18 protein-coding genes are annotated in these 22,926 nt (G+C 45.0%); 3 read left to right on the top strand and 15 right to left on the bottom strand.

All coding sequences use genetic code 11. The features are described 5' to 3' along the window. Positions 1-26 precede the first annotated feature (26 nt). Positions 27-1,289 (bottom strand): sensor domain-containing diguanylate cyclase, encoded by a 1,263-nt coding sequence (locus IE103_RS10630; protein ID WP_268248958.1) that lies wholly within the window; start codon positions 1,287-1,289, stop codon positions 27-29. A 690-nt stretch (positions 1,290-1,979) separates the two neighbouring features. Between IE103_RS10630 and IE103_RS10625 the strand changes: the two genes are divergently transcribed. From IE103_RS10625 to IE103_RS10615, 3 genes are all read left to right on the top strand, one after another. Next, a complete protein-coding gene (locus IE103_RS10625) occupies positions 1,980-2,981 on the top strand; it encodes a helix-turn-helix domain-containing protein (RefSeq protein ID WP_189346082.1) in 1,002 nt (333 codons plus the stop codon). 249 nt (positions 2,982-3,230) lie between these two features. Next, a complete protein-coding gene (locus IE103_RS10620) occupies positions 3,231-4,133 on the top strand; it encodes a GNAT family N-acetyltransferase (protein ID WP_189346081.1) in 903 nt (300 codons plus the stop codon). A 98-nt stretch (positions 4,134-4,231) separates the two neighbouring features. Continuing rightward, positions 4,232-5,737 carry a peptide MFS transporter gene (locus IE103_RS10615; protein WP_189346080.1) on the top strand — a complete coding sequence of 502 codons (1,506 nt, stop codon included), beginning with the start codon at positions 4,232-4,234 and terminating at the stop codon, positions 5,735-5,737. Between the two features lie 458 nt (positions 5,738-6,195). Here the strand turns inward: IE103_RS10615 and IE103_RS10610 are convergent, their stop codons facing one another. The 14 genes from IE103_RS10610 to IE103_RS10545 form a co-directional block, all read right to left on the bottom strand. Beyond that, positions 6,196-6,969: an enoyl-CoA hydratase gene (locus IE103_RS10610; RefSeq protein ID WP_189346079.1), complete on the bottom strand. Its 774-nt coding sequence runs from the start codon at positions 6,967-6,969 to the stop codon at positions 6,196-6,198. Positions 6,970-6,982: 13 nt separating this feature from the next. Further along, complete coding sequence (locus tag IE103_RS10605; protein WP_229827221.1) at positions 6,983-7,882, bottom strand: alpha/beta hydrolase family protein; 900 nt, start codon at positions 7,880-7,882, stop codon at positions 6,983-6,985. Between the two features lie 281 nt (positions 7,883-8,163). Beyond that, positions 8,164-9,360, bottom strand: coding sequence for an acetyl-CoA C-acyltransferase (locus tag IE103_RS10600; protein WP_189346078.1), 1,197 nt, complete (start codon positions 9,358-9,360; stop codon positions 8,164-8,166). An 18-nt stretch (positions 9,361-9,378) separates the two neighbouring features. Further along, entirely contained in the window at positions 9,379-11,778 is a 2,400-nt protein-coding gene (locus IE103_RS10595) for a 3-hydroxyacyl-CoA dehydrogenase/enoyl-CoA hydratase family protein (protein ID WP_189346077.1), read from the bottom strand. Between the two features lie 223 nt (positions 11,779-12,001). Beyond that, positions 12,002-13,792 (bottom strand): acyl-CoA dehydrogenase C-terminal domain-containing protein, encoded by a 1,791-nt coding sequence (locus tag IE103_RS10590; RefSeq protein WP_189346076.1) that lies wholly within the window; start codon positions 13,790-13,792, stop codon positions 12,002-12,004. A gap of 96 nt (positions 13,793-13,888) precedes the next feature. Beyond that, positions 13,889-14,491: a TetR/AcrR family transcriptional regulator gene (locus IE103_RS10585; protein ID WP_189346354.1), complete on the bottom strand. Its 603-nt coding sequence runs from the start codon at positions 14,489-14,491 to the stop codon at positions 13,889-13,891. Between the two features lie 340 nt (positions 14,492-14,831). Beyond that, positions 14,832-16,544, bottom strand: a complete 1,713-nt coding sequence (locus tag IE103_RS18545; protein ID WP_189346075.1) for a methyl-accepting chemotaxis protein — start codon at positions 16,542-16,544, stop codon at positions 14,832-14,834. Between the two features lie 243 nt (positions 16,545-16,787). After that, a complete protein-coding gene (locus IE103_RS10575) occupies positions 16,788-17,180 on the bottom strand; it encodes an RNA-binding S4 domain-containing protein (RefSeq protein WP_189346074.1) in 393 nt (130 codons plus the stop codon). 40 nt (positions 17,181-17,220) lie between these two features. Further along, on the bottom strand, positions 17,221-18,381 hold the full coding sequence (gene clsB / locus IE103_RS10570; protein ID WP_189346073.1) for a cardiolipin synthase ClsB: 1,161 nt from the start codon (positions 18,379-18,381) through the stop codon (positions 17,221-17,223). Further along, positions 18,374-19,201 (bottom strand): endonuclease/exonuclease/phosphatase family protein, encoded by an 828-nt coding sequence (locus tag IE103_RS10565; RefSeq protein ID WP_189346072.1) that lies wholly within the window; start codon positions 19,199-19,201, stop codon positions 18,374-18,376. The genes clsB and IE103_RS10565 overlap by 8 nt, the downstream gene beginning before the upstream one ends. A gap of 82 nt (positions 19,202-19,283) precedes the next feature. Beyond that, positions 19,284-19,733, bottom strand: a complete 450-nt coding sequence (nudB, locus tag IE103_RS10560) for a dihydroneopterin triphosphate diphosphatase (RefSeq protein ID WP_189346071.1) — start codon at positions 19,731-19,733, stop codon at positions 19,284-19,286. A 243-nt stretch (positions 19,734-19,976) separates the two neighbouring features. Further along, complete coding sequence (gene aspS, locus IE103_RS10555) at positions 19,977-21,779, bottom strand: aspartate--tRNA ligase (RefSeq protein ID WP_189346070.1); 1,803 nt, start codon at positions 21,777-21,779, stop codon at positions 19,977-19,979. A gap of 97 nt (positions 21,780-21,876) precedes the next feature. Then, the gene (locus IE103_RS10550; protein WP_189346069.1) at positions 21,877-22,509 is read right to left on the bottom strand and encodes a DUF502 domain-containing protein; all 633 of its coding nucleotides are present in this window, start codon (positions 22,507-22,509) and stop codon (positions 21,877-21,879) included. Between the two features lie 34 nt (positions 22,510-22,543). Continuing rightward, positions 22,544-22,900 (bottom strand): FmdB family zinc ribbon protein, encoded by a 357-nt coding sequence (locus IE103_RS10545; RefSeq protein ID WP_189346068.1) that lies wholly within the window; start codon positions 22,898-22,900, stop codon positions 22,544-22,546. Between the last annotated feature and the right edge of the window lie 26 nt (positions 22,901-22,926).

The following is a 22,926-nucleotide window of genomic DNA, read 5'->3' as shown; positions in this document are numbered from 1 at the left end:
TTACGTATTCAAAAGCGTATGATTTCTTACGGACTAATGATTATTCTATTATTGAACATCGTGATAGTGTTACCGCCAATTGCTTTTGCCTCATACATGGCAGAATCAGCATTTTGCGATAGTGAATTTATACTATTGCCGTGGTCAGGGTATAAGGCTATTCCAATGCAACATGCTATGCTGATCGGATTGTTATGAATCAAGATTGGTTCACTTAACCTGCACTTGATTTTTTCACAAATAGTTAGTACCTGTTGAGTTGACTGAATTTTTGGAAGGAAAATAACAAATTCATCACCACCAATTCGACCAACGCAATCAGATTCGCGTGTGATCGATTTTAATCGCAAAGCGATTTCACGCAACACTTTGTCACCCATGGCATGTCCATAAGAATCATTGATTGGTTTGAATTTATCCAAATCTAGAAAAAGTAGAGCTATTTTTTCCTTTTCCCTCTTCGCTACTGTTATCGCATATTGTAGTTTTTCAAAGAAAAATAATCTGTTACAAAGACCGGTCAAAGAATCATAATGAGCCATGCTAGTAAGCTGCTCGTGGTTTTTCTTTTCTTTAGTAATGTCTAACTTGATTGAAACAAAGTGTGTGATTAATCCAGCTTTATTCTTAATGGGAGCCATATGAACTTTCTCATAATAAATTGCCCCATTTTTTTTTCGATTAACTAATTGTCCTGACCAAGTGGCTCCTTTTAGTAAGGCGCTCCACATTTGTTGATATGTCTGTTTTGGTGTTTGACCAGACTTTAAAAGTGTCGGCTTTTTGCCTAGCAATTCATTGGAAGAATAGCCAGTAAGCTTAGAAAAACTTGGATTCACGTATTTTATGATGGTGTTTGCGTCTGTAATCATAATGGATAACGGATTTTGCTCGACCACCGTATACATTGTCGAACATTTCGACTCAATTGCTTCGTGGTCGTCTAAATCAAAGCAAATGCCAGTTATTCTTTCCGGCTTTGCAAATTGATCAAATGTGATATGTGAAATTAGCTTTAATCGTCGGGTGAGCTCGATAGGTAAGGCTAGTCGAAATTCAAACTCTGAACTACGGCAATTGTTTGAAAAATTGAGGAATGCAGATTTAAAACTTTCTCTATCGTCAGGATGGATCATCGATATCCACGCCACAAATGAATCATTAAAAGCTTGCATTGACGTATTGTGAAGTCGATACATCACTGTATTCCAACACACTCGCTTACTCCTGACATTAAAGTCCCAAATACCAATTTTGTCTTCTATTTTAATATCAAAGAATTTGTGCATATTGTTTAATTATTGATCGCTGATTCGAACTGCTATTTTTTATGCCTTAAAATTTCATCGCAACGCATTGGACCTGTGTTGTCAATGTGCCACCAGGGACTGTTTTCAATCAGATGCCATTGATCTCCCACCTCAAATATGACTTTATTTGATTCTGTAATTTATCTGCTTGCTAATCGGCGGATGATTATAAAAATTATTCGCAGTATTTTTCCAGTAACGAGCCGAAGAATTTGCCGTTTTAGTGTCCACGTGAGTGAGGTGTTACGATAACTTCTTCAGGTCAAAAGTGGTCGAACAATATTGAATTAAAAAAGCCCGTTTTTAAAACGGGCAAAAAGCTCAGCAAATATCAAAGAGTAATCGACAACTTTGGTAAAAGCTTCGCTTGGGAGGAGACTTTAATTTAAATTTGAATAGTGAACATTAGTATTTTTATTTAAGAAGTATAACTATCAGCAATTTAGACATCTATATGAATTTCATCTTGAGAGATGCGGAAATTGGCACATTTCTGTTTATAGGTCGCCATTGCCATCATTTGTAGAATAGCATTTAAAAAAAACAGAAGCTCAATACGATTCCTCACTGTGCAGCTTTCCTTAACGTTTTAGTTGTCTTTTAACTAGTCGAATGAAGTGAATTGAATTAGCATATTTATTAAGTGAAATTAATGAATTGAGCAAATTTATGCAGAGTTATTTTTCAATTGGTTCCACAGCATTGCAAAAATGGCTGGATGAAATTGATTTAGGAGCGAAGCCTTCAATGGTGTTACCTTCGCTCCCGCAATCACGAGTCTCACTTTTACGCTGGCAGATTGATCGGTATAGTTCAAAAATTCTTAAAGCAAGCCCACTTGAGAGTGAATACCGAGTTTCATTATTGCTGGCTCCGCTAACTTCCAGTATTTGGAAAAATGGTCAGCTTGTTTGGACAGGTGAACTCGCGACCGGGAGTTTTCGTATATGTACTCCTGGCTCAGCAAGTGAATGGAGTCAAGATAGTAGTTGCGATATTGTGAACCTGTTTTTACCAAAACAATTGATAAATGCACTTTGCGAAGCGCATGCCCAAGAGTCGTCATTGCCCGGAGTAAAACTTCAATCGAATATCACGAGCACAGCGCAATTCCAAAAGACGTCGAAGAATTCTGAGCGATTTGTGAAACTTCCAGATACAAACTATCGCCAAGATCGTTTTGTTTTACATACTATTGAGCAACTTCTGCATGCTCAATCTCTGCGAAGTAAACTTGCCTACCTGTCCTGTGATTATCTGGCATTTTCCTTAGCCACCTACCTCGTTGCGAACTATAGTGAGGTAGGTTCATTTCCAAACGTTAAAAGTGAGCGCATAAGTAGAAACTACGTTCGTTTGCAAACCGCTTTAGATTTTTTAGAACAGAATTTGAAAGAGGAACTCACGCTTTCGCAGCTCGCAGCGCGCTCAAATATGAGTACCTCGCATTTCGTACGTGAGTTTTCCGCATGTTTCGGGGAAACACCTCACCGATATATTTTGAGGAAACGTCTCGACATTGCAAGAAGACGCCTGGCAGAAACGCAAATACCAATCACGGAGTTAGCGATGGAACTGGGTTTTTATGACGCAAGTCATTTGTCGCGTGCTTTTAACCGTCAGTTTGGAAGCGCACCTAGTGAGTTTAGACGCATGTATACCGCAAAATAAAGTAGATACTACAAAATTCTACATAGAAAACAGATTGTAAATATTGTCGATCTTAGCTCGATCTAGGGAGACAAATAAGTAACTGTTGAAATTCAAGAATATACGACTCGTTGCCTGAATGAAAACGCTAATAGATGCTCTTTTCTTACAAGTAGTGGTTGTATTTTACATGCGATAGATGAGCTATTTAAATACACTAGTGGCTTTTCTTCGAAAACTCTTTCGGGATATCTGAAAAAAGGAACATGAATGTTTACCAGTGAAAATCTTTATATGCGCGAACTTGAAGCTAGCGATGCATCCTTTATCTTAGAACTCTTGAATACGCAGGGTTTCTTAAGGTTCATAGGTGATCGCCAAGTACGCAACTTGAGTGATTCGCTGCGTTATATTCAGACGGTGAAAGAAAATGAAACGATTTCCTACTGGATCGTAAATTTAAATCATACTGATCAAGCCATAGGTATCGTTAGCATGATTAAGCGAGAGTATCTTGCATTTCATGATATCGGTTTCGCTTTTCTTCCTCGCTATAGTGGTATGGGTTATGCACGAGAAGCTAGTCATGCAATGTTAGAGCATGTGATCGACCAATGCCATGATCAACGTATTCTCGCAACGGTAATGCCAGAAAATATTAATTCGATCAAATTGCTGCAACGGCTGGGCTTACGATTCGAGGCCGTGCTGGAAGAAAAAAATGACTCGTCCAGCGAAATCTTACACGTTTATTCAATCATGAGAGATGAACTCTTAATCAACCGACTTTCTCGAAATTATTTTGAGCTATTTAGCAACCGCCACGGTGCTACACCAAAATTCGACAATTTAATGGCGATGTGCCAACCATCGGTTTTGTTCAACAACAAAATCGGTGATCGTTTCAAGGCAACGAATCTTGAACAATTTATTCGCCCACGCCAGCAGATCTTAACGAATGGATATCTTAGTGATTTTGAAGAATTTGAACTAAGTAGTACAACTTCCATAGTTGGAAGTATCGCACAGCGTCAATGTGTTTATGGGAAACGTGGTGTATTAGATGGAAGAGCGTTTCAGCAACAAGGCGATAAATTAATACAATTCATTAAAGAAGATGGTCAATGGAAAATTAATTCTGCCTTATGGGAAGATCATGTTACGCATACATAGACGATACTTTTCATTTAGCGATTCGTCGACAGCTCATACCAAATCTCAAATCATTTCACCAATATCAATCTAATCGAACTATTAGGACTGCACCGAAAATGTCTATCGAAGCAAACGCTAATCCGCTCCCCAATAAACCAGAATTTCGTGAACTGTGGGGGCATCCTAGTCCATTATGGATGTTATTTATGACTGAGTTTTGGGAGCGCTTTGCTTTTTATGGAATTCGTTGGGCATTGGTTTTGTACATCGTTGCGCAGTTTCACGAGGGAGACCCATCCGGCCAAGCATCAGCTAATTTTGTGTATGGTTCCTATCTTGCCTTAGTGTATGCGAGTGCTCTGATCGGTGGTTATATGGCTGATCGTATTATTGGCTATCAACACGCTATTTTGCTTGGCGCGGTGATTATGGCTTCCGGTCTTTTTATGATTACGTACCCTGATCCACAGGTATTCAAATTTGGATTGGCGACGATCATTGTTGGTAATGGCTTGTTCAAACCAAATATTTCTAGCTTGGTTGGTAAGCTTTATCACGAAAATGATTCACGTCGTGATATTGGATTCACGATTTTCTATATGGGAATCAATACTGGTGGTTTTATTGCTCCCTTATTCACCGGTTTACTTGCAGAGAAAATCTTCGGAACTAGTCAAATGCCAGCCTATAAGGCAGTGTTCATCGCTGGAGGCTGCGGAATGTTGATGTGCCTATTGTGGTTCTCAATCGGGCGTCGACAATTGAAGTGTATCGGAGCGCCAATAGTACGTGAAGGACAAGCTAAGCGTGTGATGTCTGTATTAGCTGGTTCGCTATTAGTAATACCCGCGACTTATGGTTTATTGACTTGTAGCGCCAGTACCATACAGTGGTTGCTTGCCGCTATGTTCATTGCCCTTGCTATTGCGCTCTTAGTAGAAGGTGCGCGCCTCGGTCGCATCGCAAGGGATCGTGTAATCGCAATGCTTACCATATTTGGATTCAATGTTGTCTTCTTTATGTTTTTTGAACAAGCAGGAAGTTCTTTTACTTTTTTGGCTAGTGAAATCGTCGATCGGAATTTAGGGGGATTTGTTTTCCCAACGGGCTGGTTTCAAAGCGTGAATTCTTTGGTTATTGTCTTGATGGCTCCTCTGGTCGCGGCTCTTTGGATCTTTCTTACCAAACATCAACGTGAAGCAACAGTGCCGCAAAAATTTGCATGCGGGTTATTTGGTAATGCGACCGCGTTTGCACTTCTCATGTACGCACTATCTTTTTTGGTTGACGAACACTACAAAATTCCGTTTTGGACTTTGATCGCGGTGTATGCCCTGCAATCAATTGGCGAACTGTGTTTGTCGCCGATCGGATTGTCTATGGTTACAAAGTTGGCACCGCCACGTCTTGTCGGTTTGGGTATGGGGGGATGGTTTCTATCAACTGGAATTGGTAATAATTTGTCTGGAATTTTTGCTGGCTATGTAAGCGGTGACAAAGGGATGTCTATTCCATCAGCATTACATGGATATTCATTTGGTTTCTATTCCCTGCTAGGCGCAAGCATACTCTTGTTTTTATTGGCACCGTTAATTCAAAAATGGATGCATGGAGTGAAATAATTTCTTGAGCTTTGAGTTATGTTAATGACTTGTGAATTTAATCTCAAAAGTACGTGACTCAATTTCTGATTTAAACAAATTCGAGAGATCGGCATTGATAGGGGAAAATGGTCTGCAACCATATATGCTTTGTACGAATATGTTCGTATTGTCTGATGCAGTTCGTGAGTGTGAAGATTTTTTGCAATACGTGGAACTTGAGTGGATTGGCATTCGAGGTAGTAGTGTTTTTTTAGGAATGTCGACAATGACTTTGGGAGCGATCAGAATGAGGTTTTTCTAGTAAATTATGTACTGCGACTGAAACGAAAACTGATATACGAGATGCCTCCACGATCAAACGTGAACGTCGAGGCGTTTTCAACTAAAGTGTAGATAAATATGGTAGCAATTTTCAAATTATCGATGCCGATTTTTGTGGCAGTTTAAGATCCCAACGAAGGTCGATTTATCGCGAATTAATTGAACTGCTTAAATTCGGGTTTACGTTTTTGGAAAAACGCCATCATTGCTTCGCGTGCTTCAGGCTGTGACAGCATCGCGCCGAAATGCGCATTTTCCTCGTTCATCTTGTCGCGTATCGCTTGCGGTTGGTTTGCCTTCATTAAACTCTTGGTTAAGCGTATTGATTTGGCTGGCAAAGCGGCGATTTTTGCTGCTTGTTTTTCTGCGTACGGCAATAATTCTTCGAGCGGCAAGACTTTATTCACTAGGCCCATTTCATAAGCTTGTTGCGCATTGAATGCTTCGCCTAATAACAGCATTTCCGCTGCGCGTTGATAGCCTGCAATTTGCGGTAAGACCATGCTGGATGCGAATTCTGGGCACAAACCTAATTGCGTGAATGGCATCGAGAATTTTGCATTATCGGCCGCGTACACTAACTCACAATGCATTAATAAGGTGGTACCAATACCAACCGCGCCACCTGAGACCGCAGCGATCACCGGTTTCTGCGCATCGTTTAAGGCATGCATGAATTGATACACGGGCGGCATTTCTGCTGAAGCTAAGCTACTGGCGTGTTTCATGAAGTCTTCCAGATCATTTCCTGCAGTGAAAATTTCTGGCTTACCAGTAATCAAAATCACGCTGACGTTTTTATCGTCATTCGCTGCATTGATCGCATTTGCCATCGCTTCATACATGCCAAACGTGATCGCGTTTTTCTTTTCTGGACGATTGAAATTGATCGTCAAAATGCCGTCATTGATGTTGGTCAGAATTTCCATGATGTCTCTTGATTTAGTTAGGTTGTGCGGAGGGATGCTGTTTGTTTTGTTGGGTCAGCCATTGTAAAGCTTGTTGCCACAAGCTGTGTCGAAACTCCGCTCTAAAAAAGCCGAAGTGTCCAACACGTTCTGCCTTTACGTCTTGCGGTTGTATGTAGCGCCGTTCGACTTGCGCACGGCTGAAATAATCGTGCAGTCGGTCAATGTTTTTACGACCCATCATTTCATCGTCTGTAAAGCTCATGCTTAGAATCGGGGCGGTAAATTGCTGATGGTAGGTGCGCATGGCCTTGCCATTTTCATCGACAAAATAACGTGGATCTTTGCACCAGCGCGACCATTGATAAATCACACCTTTAGGAAGATTGCCCACTCTGCGCAACTTCTTGCCTGGAAAGTAGCCACAGATGCTGGTATAAAGCGGCACTAAGAAATACCATAGCAACCACACGGTACGTTTGGTTGGCGGTGCATTATGACGCCAATAGCCGGTGCCTGAGCCGACAGTAAGTAAGCCATCGATTAAATGATTATCAGGCAGCAAGCCAGCAAGTTGACCGCCGAGCGAATGACCAATCACCAAAAACGGAAGTTCAGGATGCCAAGCCTTCGCTGCATGTAAGGCCGAGTTATAGTCGAGTTCGGCCCAATCGCTAATATCCGCTTCAAAGCCACGTAAAGACTTGCTAAAACGCGCATCCAAAGATTCGCCCATACCACGATAGTCGAAGCTCAACACAGCAAATCCATGCTCGCACAAGAATTCCGCAAAAGGCGCATAAAACTGCTGCTTGACACCCATTGCCGCGGGAATCAACACCACCGCACGCACCGTACACGCAGGTGAATACTTGCGCCCCACCAGCTCGGTACCATCTTTCGCAATCAGCGTTGTCGTTTCAATCGTGTTCATACAGACTCCGTAAAAAAACCGCACAGTTTTGATGTGCGGTTTAGTTTCGTGCAAGGGATTCGATCGTAAGAACTTGTTTATTGTTGGCTCGTAGGGCAGTGCCAAATTCATCCAAGCGTCCGGCGGCGCGGGTTTCACCCGCCCTACAAACTCTAACTCGTCCGATAAACTCTTAATAGTCACTTAAATTCAATTGTGGGGATGCAGGGCTAGGCGCGAAGCACAGTAATACATAAGTATTGCGCGCATTTGCAACGACGCCTTGCGCCCCAGAATTGGATTTACATGCGTTCGAAGATACCTGCTGCCCCCATACCCGTTCCCACACACATCGTCACCATACCGTACTTCAACTTATTACGATGCAAAGCATGGATCGTCGTCGCAGAACGAATCGCACCAGTTGCGCCCAATGGGTGACCCAAAGCAATCGCGCCGCCCATAGGGTTCACTTTAGCTGGATCGAGACCGAGGTCTTGTACCACTGCCAAAGATTGCGCCGCAAACGCTTCGTTCAATTCGAACCAGTCGATTTGGTCTTGTGTGATGCCCGCCGCTTTACATGCTGCTGGGATCGCTTCTTTCGGACCAATACCCATGATTTCTGGTGGTACACCGCGTACTGCGAAGGATGCAAAACGTGCCAATGGTGTCAGGTTGAATTGCTTCAAGATTTTTTCGCTAACCAAAATCAACGCACCTGCGCCATCAGACGTTTGTGAGCTGTTACCGGCAGTCACAGAACCTTTCGCCGCGAACACCGCTTTCAGTTTCGCCAAACCTTCCAAAGAAGTGTCTGGACGTGCACCTTCGTCACGATTCACGGTACGTGTTTTGAGTTCGATTTCGCCCGTTGCCAAGTTTGGTACGCGGTCGATAATTTCGAATGGTGTAGTTTCCGCATCGAAGTAACCAGCCGCCTGTGCAGCCAATGCACGTTGATGCGATTGCAAAGCGAAGGCATCTTGCGCTTCACGGCTAATTTTCCACTGCGCCGCGACTTTCTCTGCAGTCAAACCCATACCGTAAGCGATACCGGCATTTTCGTCTTTGAGAATCGCCATGTTCATCGATGGGTTGTTACCCATCATCGGCACCATGGACATGGATTCCACACCCGCGGCGATCATGACGTCAGCTTGGCCAACGCGAATGCGGTCCGCAGCCATAGCCACTGCCGTGATACCAGAAGCGCAGTAACGGTTAATCGTTACGCCACCGATGGTGTTTGGCAAACCTGCCAACAGCACGCTCATACGTGCCAAGTTCAAACCTTGTGCGCCTTCTGGGAAGGAGCAGCCAACAATCGCGTCTTCGATCAATTTTGGATCGAGATTTGGCACCTGTGCCAAAGCAGATTTCAATACGCCAACCAGCAAGTCATCTGGACGAGTATTGCGGAAAAAGCCGCGTCCAGATTTACCAATAGGAGAACGAGTTGCCGCAACGATGTATGCGTCTTGTAATTGAGTAGTCATTGTCGAGTCCTCGATGAATTAGTTACGTACTGGTTTGCCAGTTTGCATCATGCCCATGATGCGCTCTTGTGTTTTTGGATGGTTCAACAATTCCATAAACGCTTTGCGTTCCATGTCGAGCAACCATTGTTCGCTGACCATGCTGCCATTGTCGATATCGCCACCGCAAACGACTTCTGCAATCATCTTGCCGAGTTTGAAGTCATGTGCAGAGATGAAGCCACCATCACGCATATTGATCAATTGCGCGCCGATGGTTGCAATGCCGTGACGGCCTGTGACTGGTACCAGTTTGCGCATTGGTGGGCGATAGCCTGCGTCGAACATGGCGCGTGCTTCGACTTTTGCCACGTGCAACAATTCGAAAGCATTGAAAACAATGACGTCGTCTTGGCCGAGGTAGCCCATTTTTTGCGCTTCCAAAGCAGACTTCGACACATTTGCCGTCGCTGCATTCGTGAAGTAGTTCTTCAAGAATTGCAAGAGGTCAGTGCCTTTTGCATCTTTCGCTGCACGTACAGCCGCTTCTTTCAAGCCGCCACCGCCTGGAACCAAGCCCACGCCAACTTCAACTAAACCGATGTAGGATTCGAGTGCGGCTACGCGTTTTGCAGCGTGCATCATCAACTCGCAACCACCACCGAGTGCCAAACCAGCTACTGCAGCAACCACAGGGATGTTCGCGTATTTCAACGCTTGGTGTGCGTTTTGCAGTTGTGATACGGCTGGTTCGATCGCTTTCACGCCGCCAGACATAAACAATGGCAACATCGCTTGCAAATCTGCACCAGCAGAGAAAGCACCGCCTTCCGCTGCGTCGGCATGCCAGATCACCAAGCCTTTGAAGTTCTTCTCGGCTTCAGCAATCGCTTTTTCCATACCAGCGACCACGCCTGGGCCAATCACATGCATCTTGGTCTTGAAGGACAAGATCAAGACATCATCGTTCTGATGCCAGATGCGGACAGAATCATCTTCGAAGAAGGTAACGCCAGCAGTTGCACCTGTTTCTGCACCAGCGCCCAATACGGGAGCACGGAATGCTTGACGGTTGTAGACTGCCAAATTAGAGCGTGGAGCAAAAGTGTTGCGGCTAATAGACCATGAACCTTCTGGTGTATGTACACCACCTTTTTCTGCTACTGGGCCTTCAAATACCCACGCTGGCAATGGTGTTGCGCACAGTGCTTTACCTGCATCGATATCTTCTTTGACCCAAGTTGCTACTTGCTGCCAACCAGAAGCTTGCCATGTTTCGAATGGACCGACATTCCAACCAAAGCCCCAACGCATAGCGAAGTCGATATCGCGTGCATTGTCCGCAATCGTCGCACCATGAATCGCGATGTAATGGAATGCGTCACGGAAGATGGACCACAAGAATTGTGCTTGTTTATTGGTCGACTCACGCAAAGATTTCATCTTCTTGACAGGATCTTTTTCCTTCAAGATGCGACCGACCAAGTCATCTGCCTTGGCGCCGCCTGGAACGTATTCACCGCTCGCGAAATCTAAACGCAAAATATCTTTGCCGACTTTCTTGTAGAAGCCTGCACCGGACTTGGAACCGAGCGTGCCAGCGGCGACCAATTTCGCCAAGACTTCTGGTGTTTTGTAGACAGCGAAGAATGGATCATCTTGCAAGTTATCTTGCATCGTTTTGATGACGTGTGCCATGGTATCGAGACCGACGACGTCAGCCGTACGGAAAGTACCAGAAGAAGCACGGCCTAATTTTTTACCAGTCAAATCATCGACGACGTCAACGCTCAAGCCGAATTGTTCGGCTTGGTAGATCGTTGCGAGCATACCGAAGATACCAACGCGATTGGCGATGAAGTTCGGTGTGTCTTTCGCGTGAACCACGCCTTTACCCAAAGTCGTCGTCAAGAAACCTTCGAGTTGGTCGAGGATTTCAGAACGTGTCGCTGCAGTTGGGATCAATTCAACCAAGTGCATATAGCGTGGTGGGTTAAAGAAATGCACACCGCAGAAACGCGCTTTCAACTCTGCATCAAAGCCTTCAGACAAGGCCGTGATCGACAAACCTGAAGTGTTAGAGGCGAAGATCGCATTTGGTGCAATGTGTGGCGCAACCTTTTTGTACAGATCGTGTTTCCAATCCATACGTTCTGCAATCGCTTCGATGATCAAATCGCAGCCAGCTAAAACGTCGAGGTTGTCTTCGTAGTTCGCGACTTCGATCAAGGCTGCATCGTCTTTGTCGCCCAGTGGCGCTGGGTTGAGTTTTTTCAGGTTCTCAATCGCTTTGAGAACGATACCGTTTTTCGGACCTTCTTTGGCTGGCAGGTCGAACAAAACGACAGGAACTTTGGCATTGACACAGTGCGCAGCAATTTGCGCTCCCATCACACCAGCGCCGAGGACGGCGACTTTCTTGACGATGAAATTAGGCATTGACGTACCTTCTAATAAAATTGAAATACAGGGTTACGAAGTCAAACTTGGTTGGGGTAGGGCGGAATGAATTCGTGCCGCCCTATAAAAACATCGCAGCAAAATGTCTTTAGAAATTCAATTATAGGAATGCATCACAAGGCGCCAAACGGAGCAATATGTCGATATTGCGAGTATTGGCAACGCCGTGAGGCACCTTAGAATTGGATTTGTCGAGACATTTTTAGAATAAATCAGCTTCTAAAGACAACAAATTCGCAGAACCAGAACGTGCTTGGCGAATCAACATCGCTGTTTCTGGATACAAACGCGCAAAGTAGAAACGAATCGTCGCTAACTTAGCTTTGTAGAAGGTATCGCCAGAATCTTGTTTCGCCAAAGCGATCTTCGCCATTTGCGCGAAGAAATAGCTGTAGACCAAATGACCTGCAACGCGCAAGTAAGGAACCGCAGCTGCGCCCACTTCGTCAGGATTTTGGAAAGCCTTCATGCCGATTTCCATCGTCAACTTGGTCAATTTGTCGCCCAAGTCAGCCAGTGGTGTGACGAATTCAGACATCGCTTCATCAGTGCCATTTTCTTCCACGAACGCTTGCACTTTTGCACCAAACTTACGCAGTTTCGCGCCGTTGTCCTGCAAAATTTTACGACCCAACAAGTCCAAAGATTGTACTGTGTTAGTACCTTCATAGATCAAGTTAATACGTGCGTCACGTACATATTGTTCCATGCCCCATTCAGCGATATAACCGTGACCGCCGTAGACTTGTAAGCATTCAGAAGTCGCTGTCCATGCATTATCAGTGATGAATGCTTTGATGATTGGTGTCAACAAAGCGACTTCATCGGCGCATTCTTTACGCACATCTTCATCTGGGTGATTCAATTCTTTGTCCAGCAAAATTGCTGCGTGTGAGCACAATGCACGACCACCTTCGGCCCATGCTTTTGCCGTCAATAACATACGACGTACGTCAGCGTGAACGATAATCGGATCAGCTGGTTTGTCTGGTGCTTTAGGGCCAGACAAACTACGCATTTGAATACGATCTTTTGCGTAGATCAACGCATTTTGGTAAGCGACTTCGGTCAAGCCCAAACCTTGCATACCTACGCCCAAACGCGCTGCGTTCATGAACACGAACATCGCGTTCAGACCTTTGTGTGGTTGACCGATCAAGGTACCGATCGCGCCATCCAAATTCATTTGGCAAGTGGAGTTGCCGTGAATACCCATTTTTTCTTCGATCGCGCCGCAGAAAATAGGGTTGCGAGCACCTAAGCTGCCGTCTGCATTAACCAAGAATTTTGGAACAAGGAATAAGGAAATACCTTTGGAGCCTTCTGGTGCGTCTGGCAAACGCGCTAACACCAAGTGAATGATGTTGTCTGCGCAATCATGTTCACCGGCAGAGATAAAGATTTTCGCGCCCGTGATTTTGTAAGTGCCGTCGCCTTGTGGTTCTGCTTTGGAACGCAACATGCCGAGGTCGGTGCCGCAGTGTGGCTCGGTCAAGCACATCGTGCCTGTCCATTCGCCGGAGGTCAATTTTGGCAAGAATTGTGCTTTTTGCTCTGGTGTGCCGTGCTCGTGCAAACATTCGTAAGCACCGTGTGATAAACCTGGGTACATAGTCCAAGCTTGATTCGCGGAATTCATCATTTCATACAATGAATTATTCATCACCAGCGGCAAACCTTGACCGCCATATTCTGGGTCGCAAGAGAGGGCAGGCCAGCCTGCTTCGACGTATTGTTTGTAAGCTTCTTTAAAGCCTTTTGGTGTTGTTACTGAGTGCGTCGTTTTATCATGATGGCAGCCTTCGCGGTCACCAGAATGATTCAGTGGGAAAATCACTTCAGAGCAAAACTTGCCCGCTTCTTCCATCACTTGATTGATGATGTCGGCATCAATTTCTTCGTATTTCGGCAGTGCTTTTAACTCTGCTTCTACTCCCAACAATTCATGTAAAACGAATTGCATATCACGTAATGGAGCGATGTATTGACCCATGATTTTCTCCTCTGGACTAAATAAGTTCTAAAAATAAAAAGTAACAATTGCCGTAATCAATAAAATCTGTTGCTATATTTTTTGTGCCTATATTTTTTATGCTGCCGATTTATACGGCGCGTACGATTGAATCATTCTTTCAAAACCTGTTTCTGCGCGGTTGACGCTACCTGATTTCTTTAAGAAACGGGCATCGTGGTGCAATGCCAAAATCAGGCCATACATCTCATACACGATTTGTGCGGGGTCGATATCCGCTTGTAAATGCTTAAATTCTTGTGCTTGCATGGTTGCGCGCAATAGTGCGCCTTGCCAAGCGTTGACCATGCCAACTAACTCATCGCGGATCGGTCCTTGGCGATCATCGTATTCGGTCGCCCCGCTAATATAAATACAGCCAGATGCAATTTCTTGGGTCACACGCTTGACCCACAAAGAAAACATCGAACGCAAGCGTGGCAAGCCCCGATCTTCTTTCATGCTGGGGTAAAACACTTCTTGTTCAAATAAGTGGTGATACAGCTTGAGTACCGCAATTTGCAGATCTTCACGTGAGCCGAAATGAGCGAATACACCCGATTTACTCATATTCATTTGTTCAGCGAGCAAACCAATAGTTAAGCCTTCGAGCCCATGCCGACTTGCCGACTGCAATGCCGTTTCTAATATCGCTGCGCGGGTAAGTTCTCCCTTGCGCATAAACTTCGATGTGATATTCATAGAATCAAATGCGGTTCTGATTGTTACTTGTGGTTGCTCGTGCTTGCTAAATCGGTGCTCAGAAAACTTCTTTAGCGATGCTGAAATGGAAGCAACTTGACTACGCTACAGAAAATAATCGAACGACCGTACTATTCAACATGCGACTTTAAAAGTCAATCAGAAAAAAGTCATTAGAATGGAATACCTACAACAGTGTGCGAGATCACAACGCCATGTGTTTTTTGTTATTTATAAGGTAATGCCATCATCTCACCTCAGTGAAGATGATGGCGCTGATTTGGCTAGCGCTTATGCGCTTTTGATCACAATTTAGCCGCTAGAACTCTTCCCAAGAATCGGCGTTGGCCTCTGCTTTGGTGTTGGATGATTTGAGTTGCGCGATTGTGGGTGCTGCTTTTCTGACGGCAGGTGCAGCCTTTTTCGCCGGATTGGTGCGGGTGCTATGGCGAGCGGAGGTGGCTGTATTTTGATAAGAATTTTGATTGTCTAGTTTGAACACACTGACCACTTGTACTAAATTAGCAGATTGTTCTTGCAGAGTGGCAGCGGCAGCGGCGGCTTCTTCTACCAAGGCAGAGTTTTGCTGCGTTACGCCATCCATTTGGATGATAGCCTGATTCACTTGTTCTATGCCGCTAGTTTGCTCCTGACCAGCAGCCGTGATTTCACTAATGATATCGCTGACGCGTTTCACACTTTCAACCACTTCTTGCATCGTGCTACCAGCAGTATCGACCAAGCGTGTTCCTTGGCTGACTTTTTCTACCGAATCATTGATCAACTCTTTGATTTCTTTGGCCGCACTGGCGGAGCGTTGCGCTAGACTGCGCACTTCGGATGCAACCACCGCAAAGCCTCGGCCTTGCTCGCCAGCACGGGCGGCTTCTACCGCCGCATTGAGGGCGAGAATATTGGTTTGGAATGCGATACCATCGATGACACTAATAATGTCGACAATTTTTTTGGAAGACTCGTTGATTGATGTCATCGTTGATACGACTTCTGAAACGACAGTGCCACCTTTTTCAGCGATCGACGTAGCGGTTTGAGACAATACATTCGCTTGCTTTGCGTTTTCACTATTATGCTTGACGGTCGCGGTGATTTCTTCCATCGAGGATGCAGTTTCTTCCAAAGAGCTAGCTTGTTCTTCGGTTCTGCTGGAAAGGTCTAAGTTGCCGCTGGCAATTTCTGTCGCAGCATGATTGATTTGTTCTGTGCCAGCGCGTACCTCGGTAACCACATTCAGTAGGCTAGTATTCATGTCTGCCAGTGCGCGTATCAACTGACCAGTCTCACAAGTGCTTTCTGCTTCAATTTTATTGGTTAAATCTCCAGCAGCGATTGATTGCGCTAATCCCACTGCATTTTGCAATGGTTTAGAAACGATTCTCGCTAACCAAATCGCCATGATAAAACCGATCGCGATGCTGATCGCGATTGCGACGATGATCAGTAAGCGTGCTTTAAGAAATAGTTCGTGGCTGTTTTCAGCAGCTTTTTGTCCCGCAAGTAATTGTGCATCAACGATTTTATCGAGCATGCCGCGCATTTTGCGATTGCTTGCAGATGACTCTGTGCGTAATAGCGCAACGGCGTCTTGGGTTTTTCCTTCGCGCGCCAAATTGCTGATTTTTTCCGAGATTTGTGCATACGCGCTGAAGGCGATCAATAATTCATCTAATGCTTTTTTGACTTCGGGCGAGTCAGCGTTTTTCAGAAATTCTTTATGACTTTTACGGAAGGCCTCAATGGCTTCATTGGTTCTATCCTGATAAGTTTTTGCTAGCTCAGGTGTTTCTGCAGTGGCTAGTTGCGCTTCTTGTGATCGCATCCGAGATACGCTTTCTTTCATGCCCATCCCACTAATCGAGCTTGGCATCAAATCGTTTCCCATTTCATCGGCGGCGCTATTGAGCCGCGTCAGTTGAATGATAGAAAACACACCTAATAAGCAGGTCAATAAGAGTACAGCGACAAAACCAAAGATGAGCTTGGTGGCTATTTTTAGATCATAAAACGCTTGCATTTGAATCTCCTTCGAGGATCACTACAATGTTTCAGAATAGAGCTAGATGGTTTGTGTTCAGTTATTCGAACAATATTAACGAAATTCAGGTAAGGAAAATAGGAACGCTTGCCGAGGAATAATATACGCTGAAATTTGATTAAAATTTCAGATCACTATTACAAATTGGAATCAAAGTTGTTTATCAGCCACCTTGTGATGGTTCATTGTGGATAACTATCTATTCCATTCATCGTTGCTGAGCTAGTCGATTGCGATATTGTCTAATTGGCGGCGTTGACGTTTGGTTGGGCGTTGTTGAAGTTGCGCCGCTGGTTCGGTATGTAGACGACGATATTCGGCTCTTTGCTGACGTTTTGTGATGCTGTCAGCAGTTTCTGCATACATGGTTTGTGCAATGCTGGCGGAGCCGCGCACTTCAAGAATTCTTAAAGCCTCGACTTGCCATACTTGATCAGCATGATGAATCTCCAGAATGTCACCAACTTTCACTGCGTGCGCTGGTTTAACTCTTTGCTCGTTTTGCAAGACGCGGCCTAGTTCAACCGCGTTTGTCGCCAAACTGCGGGTTTTAAAAAAACGCGCGGCCCAAAGCCATTTATCGATACGGGTAGAAACTAAAGTTGACTGTGACATAGCTTATTTAGTAGATAAGTAAAACGATCAGCAAACCAGATTAGCGATATTGGCCTAGTGTGGCAATACGCATGATTATCCGATAAAACCAATATGCCAAGCGGTGTTTTAATCGCTTTGGCCAAGATAAACGAATGACGCAATGCGGGTCAATTTTGGTCGCATCAAGTAATCCTTGTTGTAAGTGGCGTTGAAGATCGCTGGCAAATACGGGATCGAGCACGACGATGTTGGCTTCGTGATTGACGAATAAACTTAAACCGTCAAAATTACTGGAGCCGACGGTGGCCCAGTTTTGATCGATAACGGCAACTTTCGCATGTAACTTGGTTTTGTGATATTCGTAAATCTTGACACCACTAGCAAGTAGTTTTGGATAATACGATTGCGCAACCGCATCTTGGAATTCAAAATCGCCGACACCTAATAATAAGCTGACATCGACACCGCGTCGCGCTGCCTGAATTAAAGCATTACGAATTTTTCTACCAGGTGCGAAGTAGGGATTGGCAAGAATCGCTGTTTCACGCGCAGAACCGAGGGCTTTCAAATAGGCTTTTTGGATGGTGCTGCGGTTTCGTAGATTGTCTCGAATCACGAGGGCGGCTTCGCTGGAGTGGTGAGTTTCACTCATGGGCGGCTTACGTAAATTTACCGCCAGCTTCAGTCTTTGTAGTAATTGAAGTTTTCCCATTTTTAACCATTGGGCAGTCACTTCTTTGTGCAGCGCTGGTACCAAGGTACCAGCTAAGCGCACTGCAAAATCCCAGCGTGGGTAGGGCAGAGGCGTGTTTTTACCATCGTCGGTGACGCAATCGTCAATAATATTGATGCCGCCAACAAATCCTATCGCTTGATCAATCACCGCAAGTTTTCTATGGGTGCGCGCCAAACCGCGTTTGAACCACGGATTAAAGAGACGACATTCCACACCAGCGTTCAGAAATACCGATTGTAGTTGTGTCGCTCGCTTGCCACCGCCTATCCAATCAATGATCACTTGCACACAAAGGCCACGTTGTGCGGCGTCACACAAAGCTTGGGTAATTAGTTGTGCGGTTTGATCATTGGCATAGATGTAAGTTTCTAGCACTACTTCATGTTGCGCTTGTTCGATAGCCGCAATCAGTGATGCGAAGAACTCTTTTCCCGTGTGTAGTAACTGGATTTGATTACCATCGCAAAAAACAAGTTTAGCCATGGTGGTTTGCTGAATGTTGGAGTTGCAGATCGACACAGATCGGTACATGATCGGATAAATTCGACCACGGTTTGCCGCTCAAGACTTTCGCTTGCTCTACCTCAAAACCTCGTAAATAAACGCGATCTAGACTAAGCCAAGGTAAACCAGCCGGAAAGGTGCGAGCGTGATTGGTGGTCGATTTAAAAAGACTTTTCACCGAATTCAGTGCACTACGTTTAATCGGTAGCTCCGCGTGGCTGTGGTTTGCGATATCGAAAGCCTCGATCACGCCTAGTTCTTTATACAGGGTTCGACTAAGCCCTTTGCTCCAGTCATTAAAATCACCAGCGATAATCAGTGGTTCGCTACTGTCGACTTCGGCTTGGATTTGTGCAATCAATGCTTGTACTTGACGTCGACGGCTGGCTGCGAATAAACCTAAGTGAATCACAAAACAATGTGCATGAAGTGCGCCTAGTTGTATCCGCACATGCAAAATGCCGCGCTGTTCATAAGCATGATCCGACACGTCAAAATTGGTCGATTGTAAAATCGGAAGCCGACTTAATAAGGCATTGCCGTGATGTCCGTGTTGATAGACCGCATTCATCCCATACACGCTGGTGTGCGTCTCGCCTGCTAAAAAATCATGCTGCCCTTGCTCTGGCCAATTCACATGCTTTTTGGCGTGGTAATCGTGTTGACCTTGTACTTCTTGAAGAAAAATTAAATCAGCATCAAGTAATTTGATCGCTTCTTTGAGATCATGAATGCGTGTCTTGCGACCAAAAGCACTGACACCTTTATGAATATTGTAGGTGGCAATACGCAGTTTCATACGCTTACTTTCGATTCTTTTGATAGCTTGTCGATGGTTTGCATGTGGCTCACTAGACCGATATTTATCGTTGCCCTTGATGCTATCGCTGGCGTTGCGGCAGTTGCAAGATGGCTTCCGCATTCGAGGCAGAAAAGCACCGATCGGCAGCTTCTTGCCAGGGCAACCATTGATATTGTAGATGCTCTCTTGGAGCTAGTGTAACCGAGGTGTCGCGCGGTACACAAAGCCCAAAAACATATTCTTTGTTCTGCGTCACACCGGGCGCATAACGGTGGCGCCAAGTTGGATAAATCTCATAAACATTAGAGAGTTGCCAGTCGCTCAAACGATGCTGGGTGGTATCGATCCCGGTTTCTTCCATGACTTCGCGATGTGCGGTCAATGCAAGCGCTTCATCTACGCTGTCTTTAGAACCAGTAACTGATTGCCAAAATCCTGGTTTGTCTGCGCGTTCTAATAATAAGACGTCGAGTTTTGGGGTGTAAATTACGACTAAAACGGATTCGGGAATTTTGTAATTGCTGCTCATTGTTTGTGATGGTGTATGCTCGATTTTGTGTGATCGCAGTATGCCACAAATTAGCAGTGCTGCTTGGTTCCGGCTGGATGCCGAATGTAATCGAATACGCTTCAACTTTCTTTGATCACTACCTATCTACAAAACACTAATCGTCATCGACAAGAAACTGTAATAAAAATCGACAAAAAAAACGGCAGAACTAAGTCTGCCGTTTTCAATCCGCCCTACTAGTACTAGATGCGCTGAATTTGCTTAAACCACCTTAGGCTCGGCAGCGCGCAAACGAATATGCAATTCTTTCAATTGCTTTTCATCGACTTCTGACGGTGCTTGTGTCAACAAACATTGTGCACGTTGTGTTTTCGGGAAGGCGATTACGTCACGGATCGATTCTGCACCAGTCATCATGGTGACGATACGATCCAAACCGAACGCCAAACCACCGTGTGGAGGCGCGCCGTATTGTAAGGCGTCGAGCAAGAAGCCAAATTTCAATTGCGCTTCTTCATCGTTGATTTTCAATGCACGGAATACTTTGCTTTGTACATCAGCACGGTGGATACGTACTGAGCCGCCACCGAGTTCCCAACCGTTCAAGACCATGTCATAAGCTTTAGCAATACACTTGCCCGGATCAGTTTCCATCAAGTCTTCGTGACCATCTTTTGGTGCGGTGAATGGATGGTGCGTTGCGGTCCAACGATCATTTTCTTCATCGTGTTCGAACATCGGGAAATCGATGACCCACAATGGTTTCCATACATCTTCGAACAAACCGTTTGCTTTACCGAATTCGCTATGACCGATCTTGACACGCAATGCACCGATCGCATCGTTCACGATCTTCGCTTTGTCGGCACCGAAGAAAATCAAATCGCCATCATTCGCGCCTGTGCGAGCGATGATTTCTGCTAAGGCTGCATCATGCAAGTTTTTGACGATAGGTGCTTGCAAGCCATCACGGCCAGCCGCTTTATCGTTGACTTTGATGTACGCCAAGCCTTTCGCACCGTAGATGCGGACGAATTGATCGTAAGCGTCGATTTCGGAACGTGGCATGCTGCCGCCGCCTGGTACTAACATACCGACTACGCGGCCGTTAGTCATGTTGGCGGCATTTGAGAAGACTTTGAAATCCACGTCTTTCATCACATCCGTCAAATCAGTGAATTTTAATTTCACGCGCATGTCTGGTTTATCGGAGCCGTAGAGACCCATTGCTTCCGCGAAATCCATGACAGGGAAGGGATTTGGCAAATCGATATCCAAAGTGTTTTTGAATACGCCGCGAATCATGCCTTCAAACATATCGCGAATTTCTTGTTCAGACATGAACGAAGTTTCGCAATCGATCTGGGTAAATTCTGGTTGACGATCTGCGCGCAAATCCTCATCGCGGAAGCACTTAGTGATTTGGTAGTAGCGGTCAAAGTTCGCCACCATCAATAATTGTTTAAACAATTGTGGGGATTGTGGCAAGGCAAAGAAGTTACCCGCATTCACGCGAGACGGTACCAAATAATCACGCGCACCTTCTGGCGTGGATTTGGTTAGCATCGGTGTTTCGATATCGATGAAACCATTGGCATCCAAAAATTTACGGACTTCCATCGCTACCTTATAACGCAAGCGCAAATTGTTTTGCATTTGCGGGCGACGCAAATCTAATACGCGATGTGTCAGACGTGTGGTTTCAGACAGGTTCTCATCGTCCAATTGGAATGGTGGCGTGACCGATGCATTCAAGATTTCTAATTCATGGCATAAGACTTCCACTTTGCCTGATTTCAGATTGGCATTGATTGTGCCGTCTGGACGATTGCGTACGATACCAGTAATACGTAAGCAGAATTCATTACGTACGGTTTCTGCATTTTTAAAGACTTCAGCGCGATCTGGATCGCACACCACTTGCACCAAACCTTCACGGTCGCGCAAATCAATAAAAATCACCCCACCGTGATCACGACGGCGATGCACCCAGCCGCACAGGCTGACGGTTTGGCCGAGTAATGCTTCAGTAGTAAGGCCGCAGTAGTTGGTACGCATGGACATAATTTCTTACCTGTCTTCTTAAAAGTTAAAAGCTTTGATGTGAATATTTAGTTAAATTGAATGGAGTTAAATTCCATTTAAGCAATTTTTAGGGCGATCAATTGTTTTTTGTCGCATTGTTTTGTTCTGCCACCTTTTCTGCAACTTCTGGTGCCACAACACCCATAGAAACCACATATTTAAGCGCCGTATCGACACTCATATCGAGTTCAATCGCATCCTTTTTGGGGATAATTAAGAAATACCCTGATGTCGGGTTGGGGGTAGTCGGTACATAGACGCTGATGAAGTCTTCGCCCAGATGTTTGCTGACATCACCACTGGGTTTGCCAGTCAAGAACGCGATAGTCCAAGCGCCTTGTCGCGGATATTCAATCAACAAAGCTTTACTAAATGCGTTTCCAGACGAGGAAAATAAGGTGTCGGAGACTTGCTTTACACTGGAATAAATTGAATTGACGATAGGAATGCGATTTAACAAAGCTTCCCAAGCGCTGACGATGTAATTGCCAATGAAGTTTCGTGTTAATAAGCCAGTGATGAAGATGATCAAAACCGTCAATACAACACCAAAGCCAGGAATCTTGAGTCCGATTAAAGCTTCTGGACGCCATTGTTCTGGCAACAGCAATAGCGTCTGATCCATGCTACTGATAACCGCATGTAATACCCATGCCGTAATAGCAATCGGTACTAAAGTCAGCAAGCCAGTTATAAAGTATTTACGCATAGATCAAGATTTTGCTCGATAAATTGTGTTGCTGTTATGCCGCTTTGTCGCTACCGCTCGTTGTGCTGGTCGCTGCTGTACTACTACTTTCGCTACTACTGCTAGCGCTATTTGCGTCAGCCGAACTTGCGGGCTTGGCTTCACTGGATTTGTCTTCGGTTTTTGCAGTTGCACCAGTGGCGGCGCCTGTGCTGGCTTTATCTGAATTGCCACCACGGAAATCAGTGACGTACCAACCAGAACCTTTTAATTGAAAACCAGCGGCAGTGACTTGTTTTTTAAAGCTAGGCTGATGACATTCAGGGCAAATCGTCAATGGATCTTCTGACATTTTTTGCAGCACATCTTTGGCAAAGCCACAGGCATCGCAGCGATAAGCATAGATAGGCATTTTTATCCTCAGGAAAACTCGTAAAA

Origin of the sequence: Affinundibacterium macrobrachii (genome assembly GCF_014652415.1) — a bacterium.
In the GTDB taxonomy this organism is placed as follows: domain Bacteria; phylum Pseudomonadota; class Gammaproteobacteria; order Burkholderiales; family Burkholderiaceae_D; genus Undibacterium; species Undibacterium macrobrachii.
Note: the sequence above shows the minus strand (reverse complement) of the source record. Positions and strands in the feature narration are given on the sequence as shown.

Bases quoted from the DNA above. Each gene is read 5' to 3' on its own strand.
- IE103_RS10630 (WP_268248958.1), bottom strand. From the start codon at position 1,289: ATGCACAAATTCTTTGATATTAAAATAGAAGACAAAATTGGTATTTGG.
- IE103_RS10625 (WP_189346082.1), top strand. From the start codon at position 1,980: ATGCAGAGTTATTTTTCAATTGGTTCCACAGCATTGCAAAAATGGCTG.
- IE103_RS10620 (WP_189346081.1), top strand. From the start codon at position 3,231: ATGTTTACCAGTGAAAATCTTTATATGCGCGAACTTGAAGCTAGCGAT.
- IE103_RS10615 (WP_189346080.1), top strand. From the start codon at position 4,232: ATGTCTATCGAAGCAAACGCTAATCCGCTCCCCAATAAACCAGAATTT.
- IE103_RS10610 (WP_189346079.1), bottom strand. From the start codon at position 6,969: ATGGAAATTCTGACCAACATCAATGACGGCATTTTGACGATCAATTTC.
- IE103_RS10605 (WP_229827221.1), bottom strand. From the start codon at position 7,882: ATGAACACGATTGAAACGACAACGCTGATTGCGAAAGATGGTACCGAG.
- IE103_RS10600 (WP_189346078.1), bottom strand. From the start codon at position 9,360: ATGACTACTCAATTACAAGACGCATACATCGTTGCGGCAACTCGTTCT.
- IE103_RS10595 (WP_189346077.1), bottom strand. From the start codon at position 11,778: ATGCCTAATTTCATCGTCAAGAAAGTCGCCGTCCTCGGCGCTGGTGTG.
- IE103_RS10590 (WP_189346076.1), bottom strand. From the start codon at position 13,792: ATGGGTCAATACATCGCTCCATTACGTGATATGCAATTCGTTTTACAT.
- IE103_RS10585 (WP_189346354.1), bottom strand. From the start codon at position 14,491: ATGCGCAAGGGAGAACTTACCCGCGCAGCGATATTAGAAACGGCATTG.
- IE103_RS18545 (WP_189346075.1), bottom strand. From the start codon at position 16,544: ATGCAAGCGTTTTATGATCTAAAAATAGCCACCAAGCTCATCTTTGGT.
- IE103_RS10575 (WP_189346074.1), bottom strand. From the start codon at position 17,180: ATGTCACAGTCAACTTTAGTTTCTACCCGTATCGATAAATGGCTTTGG.
- clsB (WP_189346073.1), bottom strand. From the start codon at position 18,381: ATGGCTAAACTTGTTTTTTGCGATGGTAATCAAATCCAGTTACTACAC.
- IE103_RS10565 (WP_189346072.1), bottom strand. From the start codon at position 19,201: ATGAAACTGCGTATTGCCACCTACAATATTCATAAAGGTGTCAGTGCT.
- nudB (WP_189346071.1), bottom strand. From the start codon at position 19,733: ATGAGCAGCAATTACAAAATTCCCGAATCCGTTTTAGTCGTAATTTAC.
- aspS (WP_189346070.1), bottom strand. From the start codon at position 21,779: ATGTCCATGCGTACCAACTACTGCGGCCTTACTACTGAAGCATTACTC.
- IE103_RS10550 (WP_189346069.1), bottom strand. From the start codon at position 22,509: ATGCGTAAATACTTTATAACTGGCTTGCTGACTTTAGTACCGATTGCT.
- IE103_RS10545 (WP_189346068.1), bottom strand. From the start codon at position 22,900: ATGCCTATCTATGCTTATCGCTGCGATGCCTGTGGCTTTGCCAAAGAT.